The organism is Bradyrhizobium sp. 18BD (assembly GCF_054185225.1).
In genome coordinates this window covers 131,403-150,143 of sequence record NZ_JAVAYL010000010.1, presented here as the reverse complement: position 1 = coordinate 150,143, position 18,741 = coordinate 131,403, and the positions used below count along the sequence as shown (strand labels likewise).

The 18,741-nt window shown below is 64.6% G+C and carries 15 protein-coding genes; 8 read left to right on the top strand and 7 right to left on the bottom strand.

The genetic code is table 11. The features are described 5' to 3' along the window. The first annotated feature begins 9 nt into the window (after positions 1 to 9). The 4 genes from RAD16_RS19640 (at position 10) to RAD16_RS19625 (ending at position 5,465) form a co-directional block, all read left to right on the top strand. On the top strand, positions 10 to 453 hold the full coding sequence (locus RAD16_RS19640; RefSeq protein WP_458159547.1) for a nuclear transport factor 2 family protein: 444 nt from the start codon (positions 10 to 12) through the stop codon (positions 451 to 453). Between the two features lie 53 nt (positions 454 to 506). Continuing rightward, positions 507 to 674, top strand: a complete 168-nt coding sequence (locus tag RAD16_RS19635) for a DUF1127 domain-containing protein (protein WP_458159546.1) — start codon at positions 507 to 509, stop codon at positions 672 to 674. Positions 675 to 1,090: 416 nt separating this feature from the next. Further along, positions 1,091 to 3,100 carry a HAMP domain-containing methyl-accepting chemotaxis protein gene (locus tag RAD16_RS19630; protein WP_458159545.1) on the top strand — a complete coding sequence of 670 codons (2,010 nt, stop codon included), beginning with the start codon at positions 1,091 to 1,093 and terminating at the stop codon, positions 3,098 to 3,100. Positions 3,101 to 3,455: 355 nt separating this feature from the next. Next, positions 3,456 to 5,465: a HAMP domain-containing methyl-accepting chemotaxis protein gene (locus RAD16_RS19625; protein ID WP_458159544.1), complete on the top strand. Its 2,010-nt coding sequence runs from the start codon at positions 3,456 to 3,458 to the stop codon at positions 5,463 to 5,465. Between the two features lie 70 nt (positions 5,466 to 5,535). Here RAD16_RS19625 and RAD16_RS19620 read toward each other — a convergent pair whose 3' ends face one another. The 3 genes from RAD16_RS19620 to RAD16_RS19610 all read right to left on the bottom strand — a co-directional run bounded on the left by RAD16_RS19620 (position 5,536) and on the right by RAD16_RS19610 (position 8,038). Next, positions 5,536 to 6,222 (bottom strand): glutathione S-transferase family protein, encoded by a 687-nt coding sequence (locus RAD16_RS19620; RefSeq protein WP_458159543.1) that lies wholly within the window; start codon positions 6,220 to 6,222, stop codon positions 5,536 to 5,538. Positions 6,223 to 6,365: 143 nt separating this feature from the next. Continuing rightward, the gene (locus RAD16_RS19615; protein ID WP_458159542.1) at positions 6,366 to 6,692 is read right to left on the bottom strand and encodes a hypothetical protein; all 327 of its coding nucleotides are present in this window, start codon (positions 6,690 to 6,692) and stop codon (positions 6,366 to 6,368) included. 215 nt (positions 6,693 to 6,907) lie between these two features. Beyond that, positions 6,908 to 8,038 carry a DNA methyltransferase gene (locus tag RAD16_RS19610; RefSeq protein ID WP_458159541.1) on the bottom strand — a complete coding sequence of 377 codons (1,131 nt, stop codon included), beginning with the start codon at positions 8,036 to 8,038 and terminating at the stop codon, positions 6,908 to 6,910. A gap of 414 nt (positions 8,039 to 8,452) precedes the next feature. On the opposite strand from RAD16_RS19610, the gene ypfJ reads away from it, so the two are divergent. Together ypfJ and moaB are read left to right on the top strand one after the other, a co-directional pair. After that, positions 8,453 to 9,403 carry a KPN_02809 family neutral zinc metallopeptidase gene (gene ypfJ / locus RAD16_RS19605; protein ID WP_458159540.1) on the top strand — a complete coding sequence of 317 codons (951 nt, stop codon included), beginning with the start codon at positions 8,453 to 8,455 and terminating at the stop codon, positions 9,401 to 9,403. 204 nt (positions 9,404 to 9,607) lie between these two features. Next, positions 9,608 to 10,171: a molybdenum cofactor biosynthesis protein B gene (gene moaB / locus RAD16_RS19600; RefSeq protein ID WP_458159539.1), complete on the top strand. Its 564-nt coding sequence runs from the start codon at positions 9,608 to 9,610 to the stop codon at positions 10,169 to 10,171. A 248-nt stretch (positions 10,172 to 10,419) separates the two neighbouring features. On the opposite strand, the gene RAD16_RS19595 is transcribed toward moaB, so the two are convergent. Then, positions 10,420 to 11,349 (bottom strand): bifunctional helix-turn-helix transcriptional regulator/GNAT family N-acetyltransferase, encoded by a 930-nt coding sequence (locus RAD16_RS19595; RefSeq protein WP_458159538.1) that lies wholly within the window; start codon positions 11,347 to 11,349, stop codon positions 10,420 to 10,422. 61 nt (positions 11,350 to 11,410) lie between these two features. Continuing rightward, the gene (locus tag RAD16_RS19590) at positions 11,411 to 11,986 is read right to left on the bottom strand and encodes a glycosyl transferase (RefSeq protein ID WP_458159537.1); all 576 of its coding nucleotides are present in this window, start codon (positions 11,984 to 11,986) and stop codon (positions 11,411 to 11,413) included. 305 nt (positions 11,987 to 12,291) lie between these two features. Between RAD16_RS19590 and RAD16_RS19585 the strand changes: the two genes are divergently transcribed. Beyond that, on the top strand, positions 12,292 to 13,131 hold the full coding sequence (locus tag RAD16_RS19585) for an RMD1 family protein (RefSeq protein WP_458159536.1): 840 nt from the start codon (positions 12,292 to 12,294) through the stop codon (positions 13,129 to 13,131). Positions 13,132 to 13,790: 659 nt separating this feature from the next. On the opposite strand, the gene RAD16_RS19580 is transcribed toward RAD16_RS19585, so the two are convergent. Then, positions 13,791 to 14,960: an acetate/propionate family kinase gene (locus RAD16_RS19580; protein ID WP_458159535.1), complete on the bottom strand. Its 1,170-nt coding sequence runs from the start codon at positions 14,958 to 14,960 to the stop codon at positions 13,791 to 13,793. Between the two features lie 4 nt (positions 14,961 to 14,964). After that, positions 14,965 to 17,352 carry a phosphoketolase family protein gene (locus RAD16_RS19575; RefSeq protein WP_458159534.1) on the bottom strand — a complete coding sequence of 796 codons (2,388 nt, stop codon included), beginning with the start codon at positions 17,350 to 17,352 and terminating at the stop codon, positions 14,965 to 14,967. Between the two features lie 221 nt (positions 17,353 to 17,573). Between RAD16_RS19575 and RAD16_RS19570 the strand changes: the two genes are divergently transcribed. Continuing rightward, the gene (locus RAD16_RS19570; protein WP_458159533.1) at positions 17,574 to 18,740 is read left to right on the top strand and encodes a PA0069 family radical SAM protein; all 1,167 of its coding nucleotides are present in this window, start codon (positions 17,574 to 17,576) and stop codon (positions 18,738 to 18,740) included. Position 18,741 lies beyond the last annotated feature (1 nt).

Below are 18,741 nucleotides of genomic sequence, written 5' to 3'. Positions count from 1 at the left end.
GATGCCGCCATGAGTGCGAGCGCCAACAAGAAACTGATGCAGGATATTTTCGCCGCTGCCGCCAGCCCCGACCCGGCGGTGCGCGACCGCTCCCTGTTCACCGCAAGCCTTGCCGACGACGCCAGATGGATCGTGACCGGCCAGTATTCCTGGTCGCGCACCTTCACCGGCAAGGAAGCCATCCTCAACGATCTGCACGGCTATGTGCGCACCCGCCTGCGCGACCGGACGCGCACGGTCGCCGAGCGCTTCATCGCCGACGGCGATATCGTCGTGGTCGAAGCCAAGGGCGACAACGTCACGCCCGAGGGCGTGCGCTACGACAATGACTATTGCCTCGTGTTCCAGTTCGAGAACGGCAAGATCAAGGAGATCCGCGAGTATTGCGACTCGGTGTTGACCGAGAAGGCGCTCGGTCCGTTTCCGCAAACGCCGGTGAGGGCCGCGAGCTGAGCGGGTCGAGCAGGATTGCCTCCGCTGGACGCTGCCATCCATCACGGCCGGCTATGGTCGTGCGGACCTGCCGGGCGCTGGTGGAGATCGTTCGTTTCAGGCGCGAGCGGTTCCGGCACCGCCGCCACCTCGCCGCCATGACCGAACGAGAGCTGCAGGACTGCGGGATGACCCGGGCGGAGATCGAGTACGAGCTGCTTAAGCCCCGGCGGCGAAGATAGAGAAAGGCGGAGGCGGGGCGCGTTGCCTCGCCTCCGTTGGGAATTTCATGCTGGCTGGCCTCGGCGCCGGTGATCCAGAAGCCCGACGCGCTGGAGGTGGTCGAGAACGCGGCTGGCAAATTGACGCAGGCGGCCGCTCAATAAACATTCATCTGGACGTCACATGCAGCACTCCGCATGCGTCTGCGGGCCTCGCGCCGAAGCCTTGCGCAGCTGCCGATAAAATCAGCAGACTTTGTGCTGGGCTATGCAGACATGCGCGTAAAATTAGAAGGTTCAATTAACAAGTGTCCCGCATTGTGTCGCGGTGCAGCGTGAGTCGTGCCTGGCGTGACGCGCGGCTGCCGGGGTGGCCGTGACGATCGCCGGAGTTGTGCGTCCATCCGAAGTCACATGCATCTGGGTGGATAGTGGGAATGCCGAGCTTTCGTTTGCGGATCAGGGGCCGTCTCTATGCCGGCTTCATGGCCTTGGTGGCGGTTGGTCTTGTGATGGCGGTGATCGCCATCTGGAATTTGCGGTCCGTGCAGGACCAGGTCGCAAAAGCCTCGGCGTTTTCGGACAGCACCGCGCGGGTTCTGGAGATCTCGACCCACCTTCAGGCAATCCAGCGCGCCAATTTGCGCTACATCTACGACGCCAATGAAGCTGCGATGAAGGAGGCCTCCGAGCGCGAGGCGGCGGCGACAGAGCTGCTGCAGGTCGGCGCCAAGGGAACGGTCTCCGAGGAGCGGCGCAGGCTCTACAACGATCTGATCGCCGACATCGCCAAGATGAAAAGCCTGCGCGACAATCTCGGCGATGCCGTCAACGAGGCGCGGACGGGCAAGGCGACGCTGCTGCCGAGCGGCGACGAACTGACCGTCAAGATGAACAAGCTGAGCGACATGGCGCGCGCAGCCGTCGACGAGGACACCGCGTCCCTGGTCGCGGACCTCGAATCCAGGCTGCTGCTCGTCCAGATCGCGAACTGGCGCTTCCTGGCCCTGCGCGACACCAAGGGTCCCGCCAATTTCAGGACCAATGTGGACCGGGCCTCGCAGCGGCTCGCGGCGCTCGAGAAGAGCCCGCAGGCAACCGAATTGCGCACCACGCTCGCGCCGGTGAAGACCTCGCTTGGAATCTACAAATCCGCGTTCGAAACCACGTCGGCGGCGATGCTCCAGGCCGACGAGATCTACCACAAGAATCTCGCACCCCTCATCGTCGAGAGCATCGGCAAGCTCAAGGTCGCCGAAGCCGCCCTCAAAAAGGACTACAAGGATTCGCGCAGCCAGGCCGAGGCCGTGATCGACGGCACCACGACCGTGCAGGAGATCGCGGGCGGCCTTGCCACGCTGTTCGGATTGATCGTCGCCTTCCTGATCGCCCGCAGTATCGTCGGCCCGCTGACCTCGATGACGCGCGCGATGGGGCTGCTCGCCGGCGGCGATCTCGCGGTCGAGATTCCCGGCCGCGGCAAGCAAGACGAGATCGGCGACATGGCCAAGGCGATCGAGGTGTTCAAGGACAACATGGTCGAGACCGAGCGCCTGCGCCACGAGCAGACCGAGATCGAGGCGCGGCAGGCCGAGAGCCGCAAGAAGGATATGGTCCGTCTCGCCGACCAGTTCGAGCAGGCGGTCGGCGAGATCGTCGACACCGTGTCGTCGGCATCGAACGAGCTCGAAGCGTCGGCCGGCACGCTGACCACGACTGCCTCGCGGGCCCAGGATCTGTCGACCGAAGTTGCCAGCGCCTCGCAGGAGGCCTCGGCCAACGTGCAGGCGGTTGCCTCGGCGACCGAGCAGCTCTCCTCCTCGGTCAGCGAGATCGCCCGCCAGGTGCAGGAATCGGCGCGCATCGCCGGCGAGGCCGTCGGCCAGGCGAGCCGGACCAACGAGCGCGTCGGCGAGCTGTCCAAGGCGGCCGCCCGCATCGGCGACGTGGTCGAGCTGATCAACACCATCGCCGGCCAGACCAACCTGCTCGCGCTCAACGCCACCATCGAGGCCGCGCGCGCGGGCGATGCCGGCCGCGGCTTTGCGGTGGTCGCTTCCGAGGTGAAGGCGCTTGCCGAGCAGACCGCGAAAGCAACCGGTGAGATCGGCCAGCAGATCTCCAGCATCCAGGCCGCCACCGAGCAATCGGTCGGCGCCATCAGGGAGATCAGCGGCACCATCGAGCGGCTGTCGGAAATCTCCTCGACGGTTGCCGCTGCGGTGGAGCAGCAGGGCGCGGCGACGCAGGAGATCTCGCGCAACGTCCAGCAGGCGGCGCACGGCACCCAGCGTGTCTCGACCAATATCGGCGACGTCCAGCGCGGCGCCTCCGAGACCGGCTCGGCCTCTTCGCAGGTGCTGTCGGCGGCACGTTCGCTGTCTTCAGATAGCAGCCGCCTGAAGCAGGAAGTCGCAAAATTCCTGGAATCGGTCCACGCCGCCTGACCTTCGGGGTCACTTCAAGAACAAGCGATTCGAAAGCAAGGATACACGCGCATGCGCGTGGATCCGTTGATGATGTAGCGCAATCAGGCCGCAACGGTGGTCTGCTGTATGCAGCGAGTGGAGGCTGCGCAATTCCTGTGCGGTTGATTGCAAACTTGCCGGCGGATCGTCGCTCTCATCGATCTTGCGGTGACTTATCCGTATTCAACGCCGGTAAAATACAACGTCAATTAACGATTGTTCCCCATTGTGTGACGACGCAGCACGAAGCCTGATTTGATTGCATCGATGTGTTCGTGCAGTCTGGAGAAGCGTTCGGTTGCTCCGTTTCTCTTTCAATGGATGGACAACGAAGATGCCGAGCTTGCGTTTGAAGATCCGGGGTCGTCTTTACGCCGGGTTTTCGCTTCTGGTGGCCATGGGCTTGATCATGGCCGTGGTCGCAGTCTGGAATCTGTGGGCCGTCCAGGCCCAGATGACGCGACTGTCCACGCTCTCGGACAATACGGCGCGCGTCCAGGAAATCTCGATCAACCTCCAGGCGCTCAGGCGCGCGAACCTGCGCTACATCTATGATGCCAACGAGCCCGCCTTCAAGGAAGCTGCGGAGCGGGAGGCCGCCACGGTCGAGCTGCTGAGGGCCGCAGCCCAGTCGACGATCTCGGAGGAGCGGCTCAAGATCTACAACGGCATGGTCGGCGACATCGGAAAGATGAAGGCCCAGCGCGAACGCATGGGCGCCGCGGTCAACGAGACGACGAAAGGCAAGGCCGTTCTCTTGACTGGCGGCGACCAACTGACCGCCAACACCGGCAAGCTGGTCGACGCCGCCCGCGAAACCGGCGATACCAGCGTGCTCGCTCCCGTCGCCGATCTCGAATCCAAGATCCTGCTGGTTCGTGTCGCAAACTGGCGCTTTCTCGCCGTTCGGGATGCAAAGGGGCCGGCGACCTTCAGGACCAATGTTGACCGGGCGCAGCAAGCGCTTAAGTCACTCGGGGAGGCCGGTCTGCCGGACGAGGTCAAGGCCGCGTTCGGGCCGGTGAAGAGTTCACTTGCGGCCTACAAGGGCGCCTTCGAGACGACCTCCGCCGCAATCCTCCAGGCCGATGAAATCTACCGCAACGAGATCGCGCCGCTGATCAGCGACAGCGTCGACAAGCTCAAGGTGGCGGAAACCGGATTGAAGGCCGACTACCAGAAATCGCGCGCGGCCGCAGACGGCGTCATCGCCAGCACGACGTGGATTCAACAGATGGCGGGCGGTCTCGCCGTTCTCTTCGGCGCCCTCGTCGCCTTCCTGATCGGCCGCAGCATCGCCGGACCGTTGACCGTTATGACCCGCGCGATGGGCAGGCTCGCGAGCGGCGATCTCAAGGTCGAGATCCCCGGCCGCGGCAATCGCGATGAGATCGGTGACATGGCCAAGGCGATCCAGGTGTTCAAGGAGAGCATGGTGGAGACCGAGCGCCTGCGCCACGAGCAGGTCGAGGTCGAGGCCCGGCAGGCCGAGAGCCGCAAGGCGGATATGAGAAACCTCGCCAACCAGTTCGAGCGCGCCGTCGGCGAGATCGTGAACACGGTGTCGTCGGCGTCGAACGAGCTCGAAGCATCCGCCGGAACACTGACCACGACCGCCTCGCGCGCCCAGGATCTGTCCACCGAGGTGGCCAGTGCCTCGCAGGAGGCCTCGGCCAACGTGCAGGCGGTTGCCTCGGCGACCGAGGAACTGTCCTCCTCGGTCAGCGAGATCGCGCGCCAGGTGCAGGAATCGGCGCGCATCGCCGGCGAGGCCGTCGGCCAGGCGAGCCGGACCAACGAACGCGTCGGCGAGCTCTCCAAGGCGGCCGCCCGCATCGGCGATGTGGTCGAGCTGATCAACACGATCGCAGGCCAAACCAACCTCCTGGCGCTGAATGCGACCATCGAGGCCGCGCGCGCGGGCGAAGCGGGCCGCGGCTTTGCCGTGGTCGCCTCCGAGGTGAAGGCGCTGGCCGAGCAGACCGCGAAAGCGACCGGCGAGATCGGCCAGCAGATTTCGAGCATCCAGGTCGCCACCGAGCAGTCGGTCGGTGCCATCAGGGAGATCAGCGGCACCATCGAACGTCTGTCGGAAATCTCGTCGGCGGTTGCCGCTGCCGTGGAAGAGCAGGGTGCGGCGACGCAGGAGATTTCCCGCAACGTCCAGCAGGCGGCCCATGGTACGCAGCGGGTGTCGTCCAATATCGGCGACGTGCAGCGCGGCGCCTCCGAGACCGGCTCGGCCTCCTCGCAGGTGCTCTCGGCGGCGCGCTCGCTGTCTTCGGACAGCAACCGCCTCAAGCTCGAAGTCAGCAAGTTCCTGAACTCGGTCCACGCCGCCTGATCGGCGCGGATCTCCCAAAAAGCAAAGGTCCACGCGCATGTGCGTGGACCTGCGTTGAAAGCGTGGACGGTCAGGCGACCCTGGTCGTCATGTGCTTGAACATGTTGCCGCGCGCCTCGTCGTCCATCTCCGCCTTGAAGGTGAACTTGTCCTTCAGCGCGATCGCGCGCGCCGCCGCGGGGCGTGCCGAGATCTCATCCACCAGACGCTTGACGTTCGGGTAGCGCGCGAAGGCGTTGTCGCCGAGCTTGAACGGCACCATCCGCGCCCAGCCCCACAGCGCCATGTCGACGATCGAATAGCTGTCGCCGACCATGTAGCGGCGGCCTTGGAGGTGACCGTCGAGGATCTTGTAGTGGCGGTCGGTCTCGTACTGGTAGCGGTTATGGGCGTAGTCGTGGTTCTGGTCCTTCGGCGCGAAATGCTTGAAGTGCACGGCCTGGCCCGAATACGGCCCGACGCCGGTGGCGATGAACATCAGCCAGGACAGCATCTCGCCGCGCACATTGGCGGCAGGCAGGAACTTGCCGGTCTTCTCGGCGAGATAGAGCAGGATGGCGTTGCTGTCGAAGACGATCGTGCCGCCATCGTCGATCGCCGGCACCTTGCCGTTCGGATTGATCTTCAGGAATTCCGGCGTGAATTGCTCGCCCGTGCGGGTGTCGATCTTCACCGGCTCGTAGGGCAGGCCGGACTCCTCGAGATAGAGCGCGACCTTGGTCGGGTTCGGCGAGCCGTTGAAATAGAATTTGAGCATCGATCATCTCCCCGAGGGTTGGCAAGGGTTGGTTGGCCGAGAGCGAACGCGGCGTAAGTGCCGCTGGCGCCCTTCTCTTGCCCGAACCCGTCGCGGGAGAGCAACCGGCGAGTTTGCCGTGCGGTATCTGCGCGCCACGCAGATCAGCCGGCGTAACAAAGCCCGATCGCGGCCGTAACAACCATCGCGGCGCCGACCGCCTCCAGTCGCAAGCCGAGGCGCGCCGCGAGATGCATGTCGGACGCCCGCGCCGCGCGCTCCGATCCGCGCGCATAGCCGTGCACGATGACGTCGTGATTGAAATTGTCGTGCGCTTCGTTGCTGCTGGCGAGCCCGACGCAAATCACCAGCACGCCGAACAGCGCGAGGCCGAAAAATCCGAGCAGGGCGATCAGGAACATCGGAAACATGCCGAGCAGGAAGATCGGCAGCAGCGGCACCAGCAGCAATGTCTCGGACTGTCGTCGCATGGGAGCAAACCGGTCAGGACGGCTGATCGGGCGAATCTAGTCCTGGCGGGGGCGGGTTTCAACTGCCGCCGCTGTCATTCCGGGGCGCGCCTCTTGGCGCGAGCCCGGAATCCATTGGGCGGCATAGGCTGTGGTTCGATGGATTCTCAGATGCGCAATTGCGCATCATAGCTCGCGCGCCTTGCGCGCGCCCCGGGAATGACGACGGCGAGGATCTACTCCGCCCCCATCCCCGCGCGGATCTCGGCGCGGAGCTCATCGATCAGCTTGAGACCCTTCTTGGTCTCGACGTGCCAGAAGGTCCAGCCGTTGCAGGCCTGCGCGCCTTGCGCCACGGCCCCGATGCGGTGGATCGAGCCGACCTTGTCGCCGAACATGATGGCGCCGTCGGCACGGACCAGCGCGCCGAGCTTCTTCTTGGCGTCGAACAGCTTCGTGCCGGGCATGATCATGCCGCGCTCGATCAACTCGGAGAACGCGACGCGCGGCGCTTCGCGCGCGGTCATGAACGGAGCGAGGCTTTCGTCCGGCAGCGGCTCGACCTTGGCGATGCGCGCTTCGGCGGCCTTTGCATAAGTCTTGTCGCGCTCGAAACCGATATAAGAGCGGCCGAGGCGTTTGGCGACGGCGCCGGTGGTGCCGGTGCCGTTGAAGGGATCGATGACGAGATCGCCGGGCTTGGACGACGACAGCAGCACGCGCGCGAGCAGGCCTTCCGGCTTTTGCGTCGGATGCACCTTCTTGCCGTCGGCGCCCTTGAGGCGTTCTTCGCCGGTGCAGAGCGGGATCAGCCAGTCGGACCGTGCCTGCACGTCCTCGTTCGCCGCCTTCAGCACCTCGTAGTTGAACGTGTAGCCCTTGGCCTTTTCGTCGCGCGCGGCCCAGATCATGGTCTCGTGCGCGTTGGTGAAGCGGCGGCCGCGGAAATTCGGCATCGGGTTCGACTTGCGCCACACGATGTCGTTCAGGAGCCAGAAGCCGAGGTCCTGCATGATCGCGCCGACGCGGAAGATGTTGTGATAGGAGCCGATCACCCAGATTGTCGCCGACGGCTTCATCGCGCGGCGGGCCGCAAGCAGCCAGGCGCGGGTGAAATCGTCATAGGCGGAGAATGAATCGAACTTGTCCCAGTCGTCGTTGACGGCATCGACATGGGATTCGTCAGGGCGCTTGAGATCGCCCTTGAGCTGGAGATTGTAGGGCGGATCTGCGAACACCAGATCGACGCTACCAGCCTGAAGCTTCGACATCTCGGCGACGCAATCGCCGAGAATGATGCGATGCGACGGAGACTCAAAGTTTGTGCGGGGCGCCCTTGCAGACGCCCCGCGACGCGACTCTACCATGACTCAAGAACTCTGACTCAGGCGACGCTGTCGGCGACGCGGGACCAAACAACCGACTGACCGCTACATTGCAGCGGCAAAGTAAAAATCGACTTAACCCGCCGCTTTCGTGAGCAGATTGTTCATCTTGCGACGCGCGTGACTCACCATCTGCATTTGCCGTGTTTTGCAGTGTATTTCGTGCTTCTTCGCGTTGCGGGAGCAGCAATGCAGCCCAAAAGAGTCCAAAATTCTCTCGGAAAAAATTGCTTGGCCCTCGGAAAAAATTGCTGGCGGTCGCATGCTGTCGCACTAGGCAATTTTTGCCGACCACGATATTGATAAAGGCAACGGAAATTTTACGTATGTGGCGCGTTGAGCTTTCCCGCTTCTGCGCCCAAATGACGCCAACCGACGACCTGAGGAAAGACCGCCATGCGCTACGATGATTTCCGCCGCAGCGACGACGTCGAGGATCGTCGCGACGAAGGTGGTGGCGGATTCGGCGGCGGTGGAGGCGGCGGCGGGTTCGGCCTGCCGATGGGCGGCGGCGGCCTTGGCATCGGTACCATCATCGTGCTCGGCCTGATCGGCTATGCCTTTGGCATCGACCCGCGCATCCTGATCGGCGGTGCCGAGATCCTCACCGGCGGCGGCCAGGCGCCGAGCTATCAGACCGATCGCCAGTCGTCCTCGGCCTCGGCCAAGCGCGGCGCGCCGACCGACGAGGTCGGCAGCATGATCTCCGGCATCCTCGGTGAGATCGACGATCGCTGGAGCGAGATCTTCCAGGCCAGCGGTCAGAGCTATACCGGTCCGAAGGTCGTCCTGTTCCGCAACGCCACCAATGGCGGCCGCTGCGGCATGGCGCAGTCGGCGATGGGTCCGTTCTATTGCCCGCCGGACCGCACCATCTTCCTCGACACCAGCTTCTTCCGCGAAGTCGAGACGCGCTTCCGCGGCTGCTCCGGCAAGTCCGCGTGTAACTTCACCACCGCCTACATCATCGCGCACGAGGCCGGCCATCACATCCAGAACCTGCTCGGCATCATTCCGCGCGTGACGCGGCTGCAGCAGCAGGCCGGCAGCAAGGCCGAGGCCAACGCGCTCCAGGTGAAGGTCGAGTTGCAGGCCGATTGCCTGTCCGGCGTCTGGGTCAATCGCGAGGCGAAGAAGCGTCCGAACTTCCTCGAGCCCGGAGACATCGACGCCGCGCTGACCACGGCGAGCGCGATCGGCGACGATACGCTGCAGCGCCAGGCCACGGGCCGCGTCGTGCCCGACTCCTTCACCCACGGCTCGGCCGCGCAACGCAAGCAATGGTTCATGACCGGCTACCAGCAGGGCACGGTGCAGGCGTGCAATACGTTCGGTGGCGGGGCGTAGTAGTCGCCGCTCCGGGAGGCGCGTAGCGTGAGCTATGTTGCGCAATTGCGCCTCGGTGAGTCCAGTAGTAATGGCGTCATCCTGAGGTGCTCGCCTCTTCGGCGAGCCTCGAAGGATGGCGGGGCCCCGGCTCATCCTTCGAGGCGCGCTTGCGCGCGCACCTCAGGCTGACGTCGGTGGTCGGGATAGAAGGTGCGGTTGCAAATGGCTTCCATCGACGAGTCAAAACAGTTCGTCCCGCTCGACATCGCGGTGCTCACCGTCTCCGACACGCGCGCGCTTGCCGATGACAAATCCGGCCAGACGCTCGCCGATCGCCTCACTGCGGCGGGCCATCATCTCGCCGCGCGCGAGATCGTCACCGACGACGTCGAGGCGATCCGCGCTGTGATCCGCCGCTGGATCGCGGATGCCGGCGTCGACGTCGTCATCACCACCGGTGGCACCGGTTTCACCGGACGCGACGTCACGCCGGAGGCGATCGAGCCGCTGTTCGAGAAGCGCATGGACGGCTTCTCGATCGCGTTCCATATGATGAGCCACGCCAAGATCGGCACCTCGACGATCCAGAGCCGCGCCACGGCCGGCGTTGCGGGCGCCACCTACATCTTCTGCCTGCCCGGCTCGCCCGGTGCCTGCCGCGACGGCTGGGACGGCATTTTAGCGGCGCAACTCGACTACCGCACGCGCCCCTGCAATTTCGTCGAGATCATGCCGCGGCTGGACGAGCATCTGCGAAGGCCGAAGGCGCAGGGCGCGACGGTGTAATTTCCTTTTTTCCCTTCTCCCCTTGCGGGAGAAGGTGGCATAGGCGGCCTTCGGCCGCCGTTTTGAAGAACGCCGAAGCGAAGCTTCGGCTATGGCGCCGGATGAGGGGTATCCATCCGCACGGAATGCGAGGAGACATACCCCTCACCCCAGTGAGTCTGCCTCTACTGGCGGAGCTGCCCTCTCCCGCAAGGGGAGAGGGCACATTCATGCGCATCACTCCGCAATCCGCATCGCGCGTCGCGCGGCTACAGATTCCGCTCCCAGGTCTCGCCGACCAGATCCGCACCGAAGCTGTGGTGCTTCTCCTCCTTCACGAGCTCGAAGCCGGCGCTCTTGTAGATACCGCGTGCGGCGACCAGGATGCTCTGCGTCCACAGCGTCATCCTCTTGTAGCCTCGCTCGCGCGCGCCCTGGATGCATTGCTCGACCAGCGCGCGGCCGACACCTAACCCCCGCGCTTTCTTCTCCACCTGCAACAGCCGCAGCTTGGCGAGCTCGTCCGTGGCCTTGACCAGGAAGACCGAGCCGACCGGCTCGCCGCCGACTTCCGCGATCCAACAGTGCTCGCGCGCAGGATCATAGTTCTTGATGAATTGGGCGCAGATCTCGGCGATCAGCGCCTCGTAGCTGATGTCCCAATTGTAGTCCGCAGCATAGGCGGCCGCTTGCTTGGAGATGACCCAGCCCATGTCGCCGATGCGATGGCTGCGTAGCACGACGGAAGCGCGCTGGTTCTGACGTGGCTCCAGCACGGTCTCAATGGTCGCCATCGCCTGCGTGAGCCGCGTGGCATCGCCGGCCGAAAGCCGGGCCAGCATTGCGGCGACCTCGTTTTGCGAGCCCAGGTTCAGCTTGGCAAAGGTCTGGCGGCCCTTGGCGGTGAGGCTGAGCTGGTATTGCCGGCGATCCGCGGGCAGGGGCGTTCGTGTGATCAGCCCCTTCTCGTCGAAGCTTTGGACGATGCGGCTGAGATAGCCGGGGTCGAGACCGAGGTCGCTGCCGATCTCTTTCGCCGAGAGGTCGTCGCGATGCGCGAGCTCATAGAGCACGCGGGCCTCGCTGAGCGAGAACGGGCTCTCGCCCAAGTGCTGGTCGAGCACACCGAGCTTGCGGGTGTAGAAGCGGTTGAAGGAGCGAACCGCTGCGATCTGGTCGTCGGTACCATCGATTGACATCGGACACCTCAGTACTTGCCATTGTCAAATAATTATTTGACTTTGGCAAGTATCTGATGCCTCACGCAACCATGACGATCCGGCTGCGCAGCATGGTCCGGGAGGAGCGGCCGAGCCGCCTGAGCAGCCGCGCCTCGGAACGGCGGGCCTGGGGCAGGTAACCGCCGATCCGGTCGTAATGATCGCGCGCGATCAAAAGCCCCTGATCGCTGAGGGGGCCGACCAGCTTGCGCGCCACGGACCACAGGACGTCGCGGAATCCGGTATCAGAGTAGGGTGAACGGGCATAGCGGAACACGGCCGCACGATCGCGGCCGCTGGCCGCGACGGCCTGGATGAACTGGGTGGTCTCGTCGATCCAGCCCGTGTCGAGCACCGCGCCGGCGGGGAGGAACATCAGCCAGGGCGAACGGGCCTCGCGCGCGCCGGCGGCCAGCGCCGCGCCTTGCGACGACCCCTCGCAATCGACGAAGCGGCAGCCGGCGACGTCGGCAACGCGCTCGATGACGCCGTTACGGGTGCCGTCGACCAGCAGGACTTCCTTGATGACGCCCGCCGCAGCACCGGGGACCAGCGCGGCCAGAGTTGCGACCGCGGTCTGCTCGACGCCTTCGGTCGGAATGATGACGCTCAGCATGATTGAGACTTCGATGTCCGCAATTCGGGAGAAGCGTAACTCGTTATGATGTTGTCATAAACACGCTGCGGTGCCGAGTGCAACTTTTCGCAGGCTGCGCGGCATGCGATGGTAAACCGGCGCCCACCCGCAGCAGTCGAATATGTCGTCCGCGGGGTGGCCAGATTGCCGAATGTTTCGGCGATTTTCCGTTTGGTGAGCTTCAAACGGGGTGTTTCTCTGCCGATATCGTCGGAGTGACGGCGCTGTTCCCGTGCGGACGGGAAGAACATGCAGCCGCCGTTGCGCAAAGCGAGATATGTCCAATGACCGCCGATCAGCTTCCCATGTCTGCGACATCTGCATCGCCGAAGCCGGACGCCGCGCCGACCTTGCGGATCCGCGCCGTGATGCTGGGCGAACGCATCAATCCGTCGGGGCTCGAACTCGGTCCGGCGGTCTCCTCGACGCCCGCTGCCTTTCGCGTCCATGCCGGCCTCGCCGTGATCTTCCGCTACGGCGTCGTGGTGCTGATTGGCCTTCTTCCCTCCGAGGAGAAGGTGCTGCTCGATAGCCTGAAGTCCCGCGTCACCGGCGAGCTCAGCCCCTTCGAGGAGGAGATCGCGCAGGCACAGCTCTGCAAGGACGAGACCACCGAGGCGATCCAGCCCGGCGGGCCGATCACTCTCTCCAAGTTTTCCGACGAACGGCTGCTGCTGATCGCGGACACGCTCGCCAAGAGCACGTCGCTGGCGCGCGATGAGCGACGCGTCGCTGCGGTCTTCGATGTCATCGAGCCCTTTGCCCGCGAGCTCGCCGAGAAAGGCCGCACGTCGCGGCGGCGCAAGGGCATCCTGCAACTCATCGGCAACGCGCTGCTCGTCCAGCAGCGCGTCGCCGGCCGCGTCGCGGTCGCCGAGAAGCCCGATGCGCTCTGGGAAAAGCCGCAGCTCGACCGCCTCTATGCGCGCCTCGAAGACGAGTACGAGCTGAAGGAGCGTCTCGACACGCTCGAGCGCAAGCTCACGGTCGTTGCGGAGACGGCGGATGCGCTGACCGACATCATCGACACCCAGCGCTCCCTCCGGCTCGAAATCGCGGTGGTGGTGCTGATCTTGATCGAGGTGGTGATTGGGTGCGTCCAGATCTTTGCCGGGACGCACTAGTTCCGGTTGCGCGCGCTCGTGCGGGCGGCGTGAAAAAGGAACAGTCGTTCACGTAGATGAACATTTTGGCTTGATCCAAATCAACGGCGCGAAGCTCCAGCGCACGAGACTTCGATCGGACCCGCGGTCAACGCGATGTGCAGGTTCCGCGGATTCCTCGTTCGAAGAAGGAGTACGCTGATGTTGCGTCGAGTTCTCATCGCTTCGGCGGCCGCAGCCATGCTGCTGGTCACTCTCACTCCCGATGATGCATCTGCTCGCGGCGGTCGCGGCGGCGGCGTGCGCGCTGGAGGTTTCCACGGCGGTGCCGTGCGGGCGGGAGGCTACCGCGGGGGCGCGGTCGCTGCCCGCGGATACCGGGGCGGTGCTGTTGCCGTGCGCGGTGGGCGCTACGGCTATCGGGGTGCTTATGCGGGGTATCGCGGGTACCGCTACGGGGCCGGTGCGGCGGCTGTTGGGGCCGCTGCGGTCGGCGCGGCTGCGGCGGGTTCCTACTACCGCAGCGGCTGCGGCTATGACGCTTACGGAAACTATGTTTGCCCGGGCGGATACTCTCCGTACTGAGCGGCCCGACTCGGTTGACACATGGTGCGCGAAGCGATGGCGAAGTCACCTGCTCTGCGCACCATGATCATTTCGGCAGTGGCCGACCGGGTCTCTCAGCTCGCTCGTAGCATCACCGCGCAATGCCGTGCGATCGTCAGTTCCTCCTTGGTCGGAATGACGAACACATCGACGGCACTGTCGTCACTGCCGATCCGCTCGCGCGCGGCATCATTCGCAGCCGCATCGATGCGCACGCCGAGCCAGGCGAGGCGTTCGCCGATCGCGCGGCGGATTTCCCCGGCATGCTCGCCGATGCCGCCGGTGAAGACCAGGGAGTCGATACCACCGAGCGTATTGGCCATCATCGCGATCTCCTGCGCCGCGCGGAAGGTGAAGAGATCGACGGCGTCGCGTGCAGCACTCTCGCGGCTCGCAAGCAGTGTGCGCATGTCGGCGGAGATGCCGGAAACGCCGAGCAAGCCTGACTGGTGATAGAGCAGGTGCTGGACGTCTTCGACACTCATCTTCTCGTGCTGCTGCAGATAGAGCAGCACGCCGGGATCGATCGTGCCGCTTCGCGTCCCCATCACGAGGCCATCGAGCGGCGTCAGTCCCATCGTGGTGTCGACGCTGCGTCCGTCGCGCAGGGCGCACAGGCTCGCGCCGTTGCCGAGATGCGCGACGACAGTGCGCTTCGTGGCGAGCTCAGGTGCGATTTCCGCCAGACGACCCGCGACATATTCGAACGAGAGGCCGTGAAAGCCGTAGCGCCGGATGCCGCGTTCCTCAAAATGCCGCGGGATCGCGAAGCGGCTCGCGGGCGGCGTGATGCCGTGATGGAAGGCGGTATCGAAACAGGCGATCTGCGTCAGCTCGGGCCTGATTGCGCCGATGGTGCGAACGGGTTCAAGGCAGCGGGGCTGATGCAGCGGCGCGAGCGGCGTCAGCGCCTCCAGCTTTGCGTAGACATCATCCGTCAGTTCGATCGGGCCGGAATAGTCCCGACCGCCATAGACCACGCGATGGCCGACCGCGCGCAAGCGGCCTTCGAAATGATCGTCAATAAAGCCGAGCACGTCGGCGAACAGATGGCCGCTGTCAGTGTCCCTCTGCGTCTCGAACAGATCTTGGCCCGCGGGGCCCTTCACGACGAGCCGGGGTTTTGCCTCGTGCTCGTCGAGCAGGCCCTTGCAGAGCAAGGCAGGCTCGGCTCCTGCGATATCGAACAGGCCGAACTTGATGCTCGACGAGCCTGCATTGAGGACGAGGACCGACGCCGCCACGACGTCAACCCGTCTTGCCCGGCCAGACCCAGTCGCGAATCTCCGGCATGTCCTCGCCGTGCTCGCGCACGTAACGCGCATGCTCGATCAGCCTGTCGCGGAACTGCTGCTTGACCTGCGCGGCCCTGGTCGCAAGCCCCGGCACGCGCTCGATCGCCTCGATCGCGAGGTGATAGCGATCGAGCTCGTTGAGCACGACCATGTCGAACGGCGTCGTGGTGGTGCCTTCCTCGGCAAAGCCGCGCACATGCATGCCGGCATGGTTGGTTCGGTTATAGGTGAGGCGGTGGATAAGGTAGGGATAGCCGTGGTAGGCGAAGATCACGGGCTTGTCCGATGTGAACAGGCTGTCGAAGTCGCGGTCGGACAGGCCGTGCGGATGCTGCTCGCTCGGTTGCAGCGTCATGAGGTCGACGACGTTGACGACGCGGATCTTGAGGTCCGGCAGCGCCTTGCGCAGCAGGTCGACGGCGGCGAGGGTCTCCAGTGTCGGCACGTCGCCGGCGCAGGCCATCACCACGTCGGGCTCCCCATTCGCGTCCTCGTTGCCGGCCCAGGTCCAGATGCCGATGCCGGCATCGCAATGTGTCGCCGCCTCCTGCATCGATAGCCATTGCGGCGCGGGCTGCTTGCCGGCAACGATGACGTTGATGCGGTTGTAGGTTCGCAGGCAGTGGTCGGCGATCCACAGCAGGGTGTTGGCATCCGGCGGGAAATAGATGCGGACGATGTCGGCCTTCTTGTTGGCGACGAGATCGACGAAGCCCGGATCCTGATGGCTGAAGCCATTATGGTCCTGACGCCAGACATGCGAGGTCAGGAGATAATTGAGCGAGGCGATCGGACGCCGCCATGGCAGATGTCGCGTCACCTTCAGCCATTTGGCGTGCTGGTTGAACATGGAATCGACAATGTGGATGAAGGCCTCGTAGCAGGAGAAGAAGCCGTGCCGTCCGGTGAGCAGATAACCCTCCAGCCAGCCCTGGCAGAGATGCTCGCTCAAGACCTCCATCACGCGGCCGTCCTGCGCGAGATGCACGTCGTAGGCTTCGATCGGCTCCATCCAGGCCCGTTCGGTCGCCTCGAATACGGCGTCCAGCCGGTTTGAGGCGGTCTCGTCCGGGCCCATGATACGGAAGTTGCGCTCCCCGGCGTTGAGGCGGATGACGTCGCGCAGGAATTTGCCGAGCTCGCGTGTTGCCTCTCCCGTGACGCTGCCGGGCTGTGGCACGTCGAGTGCAAAGCTGCGGAAGTCCGGCAGCTTCAGCTCCTTCTTCAGCAGGCCGCCATTGGCATGCGGATTGGCGCCCATACGGCGGATGCCGTCGGGTGCGAGCGCCTGAAGCTCGGGAATGAGCGCGCCGCTCGTGTCGAACAGTTTTTCCGGCTCGTAGCTGCGCATCCAGTCTTCGAGGATCTTCAAGTGCGCCGGGTTCTCGCGGCAGCTCGCAACGGGAACCTGATGCGCGCGCCAGAAGCCTTCGACCTTCTTGCCGTCGACCTCCTTCGGGCCGGTCCAGCCCTTCGGGCTGCGCAGCACGATCATCGGCCAGCGCGGCCGCTCGACGCTCTTCTTGCCGTCCCGGGCGTGCTGCTGGATCGAGCGGATGCTGGCGAACGCGACATCGAACGCATCGGCCATGGCCTGGTGCATCAATTTGGGATCGTCGCCTTCCACAAACAGCGGCTCGTGGCCGAACCCACGGAAGAGATCGCGGATCTCGCTGTCGGGCATTCGCCCGAGCACGGTCGGGTTGGCGATCTTGTAGCCGTTGAGATGCAGGATCGGCAGAACCGCGCCGTCATGGGCGGGATTGATGAACTTGTTGGAGTGCCAGGACGCTGCCAGCGGGCCGGTCTCGGCCTCGCCGTCGCCGACGACGCAGGCAACGATCAGATCGGGATTGTCGAACGCTGCGCCATAGGCGTGCACCAGCGCGTAGCCGAGCTCGCCGCCCTCGTGGATCGAGCCCGGCGTTTCCGGCGCCGCATGGCTCGGAATGCCGCCGGGAAAGGAGAACTGTCTGAAAAGCTTTCGCAATCCGTCCGCATCGCGCGCGATGTCCGGATAGATCTCGCTGTAGCTGCCTTCCAGATAGGTGTTGGCGACCATGCCGGGGCCGCCATGGCCGGGACCGCAGACATAGAGCACACTGACGTCCAGCGCGCGGATGACGCGGTTGAGGTGGGCATAAATGAAGTTCAGGCCGGGCGTCGTGCCCCAATGACCGAGCAAGCGCGGCTTGATGTGCTCCGGCCGCAACGGCTCGCGCAGCAGCGGATTGTCCAGGAGATAAATCTGCCCGACGGAGAGATAGTTCGCGGCGCGCCAGTAGCGATCGAGGAGATCGAGGTCGTTGCTCGCCGCGCGCGATTGTTGTTGATTTGTCATGTTCCTGCCGACCTTCACCCGGGATCGTCATCAACCGAGTTCCGGCGAGATCGATCCCAAGATTGATACTTGCCCGCATCAAACGGGATCAGGCTCACGCAGTGTTGCGTGAGGTCAAAAGTCAGCGCGCGAAGTTTGGGCAGCTCTACTGTGCATGGGGTTGTTTTCACGTTTTTTGTTTGCGTTCTTGATTTGTTCCTTTTGCGTGCTATCTTGGCTGCATGAGTCCAGCAGCATCCTCTCATGCTCTCAAGCACCCGCCGGTCAAGGCGCCCTCCGAGCCGGCGGGTGCGGACTCTGACTTTCCCGAGCTTGGCGTCGCCATCGACCGCGCCCGCAGGCGCGGCCGGGGCGCGCAGTCCAACGCCAGCGGCCGCTATGAGGCCGAGGCGCGCGTCGCCTTCGACGATGGCTGGCAGAGCCTGGAAGAGCTGCCGCCGTTCAAGACGACGGTCGCGGTCGACACCTCGCGCAAGGTGATCACACGCAACGATTCCCCCGACATCGGCTTCGACCGCTCGATCAATCCCTATCGCGGCTGCGAGCACGGTTGCGTCTACTGCTTCGCGCGGCCGACCCATGCCTATCTCGGTCTGTCGCCGGGGCTCGATTTCGAGTCGAAGCTGTTCGTGAAGCCCGAGGCGCCTGCGCTGCTCGAGAAGGAGCTCGCGGCCGCCGGCTACGAGCCGCGGATGATCGCGATCGGCACCAACACCGATCCCTATCAGCCGATCGAGCGCGAGCGCAAAATCATGCGCGGCATTCTGGAGGTGCTGGAGCGTACCGGCCATCCCGTCGGCATCGTCACCAAGTCGGCGCTGGTGGTGCGCGACATCGACATTCTCGCGCGCATGGCCAAGCGGAACCTTGCCAAGGTCGCGATCTCCGTGACCTCGCTCGACTCAAAACTCGCGCGCACCATGGAGCCGCGGGCCTCGACACCGCCGAAGCGGCTCGAGGCGTTGAAGCAGCTCTCGGAGGCCGGTATTCCGACCACCGTGATGGTCGCGCCCGTCATTCCGGCGCTGAACGATTCCGAGATCGAGCGCATTCTGGATGCCGCCGCCCATGCCGGCGTCAAGGAAGCCTCCTACGTGCTGCTGCGGCTGCCGCTGGAGGTGCGCGATCTCTTCCGCGAGTGGCTGATGGCGAACTATCCGGACCGCTATCGCCACGTCTTCACGCTGATCCGCGACATGCGCGGCGGCCGCGACTACGACGCCAAATGGGGCGAGCGCATGAAGGGCACGGGCCCGATGGCCTGGACCATCGGCCGCCGCTTCGAGATCGCCTGCGACAGGCTCGGCCTCAACAAACGGCGCTCGAAGCTGACCACGGATCACTTTGCGCGGCCGAAGCAGAACGGCGAGCAGCTAAGCCTGTTCTGAG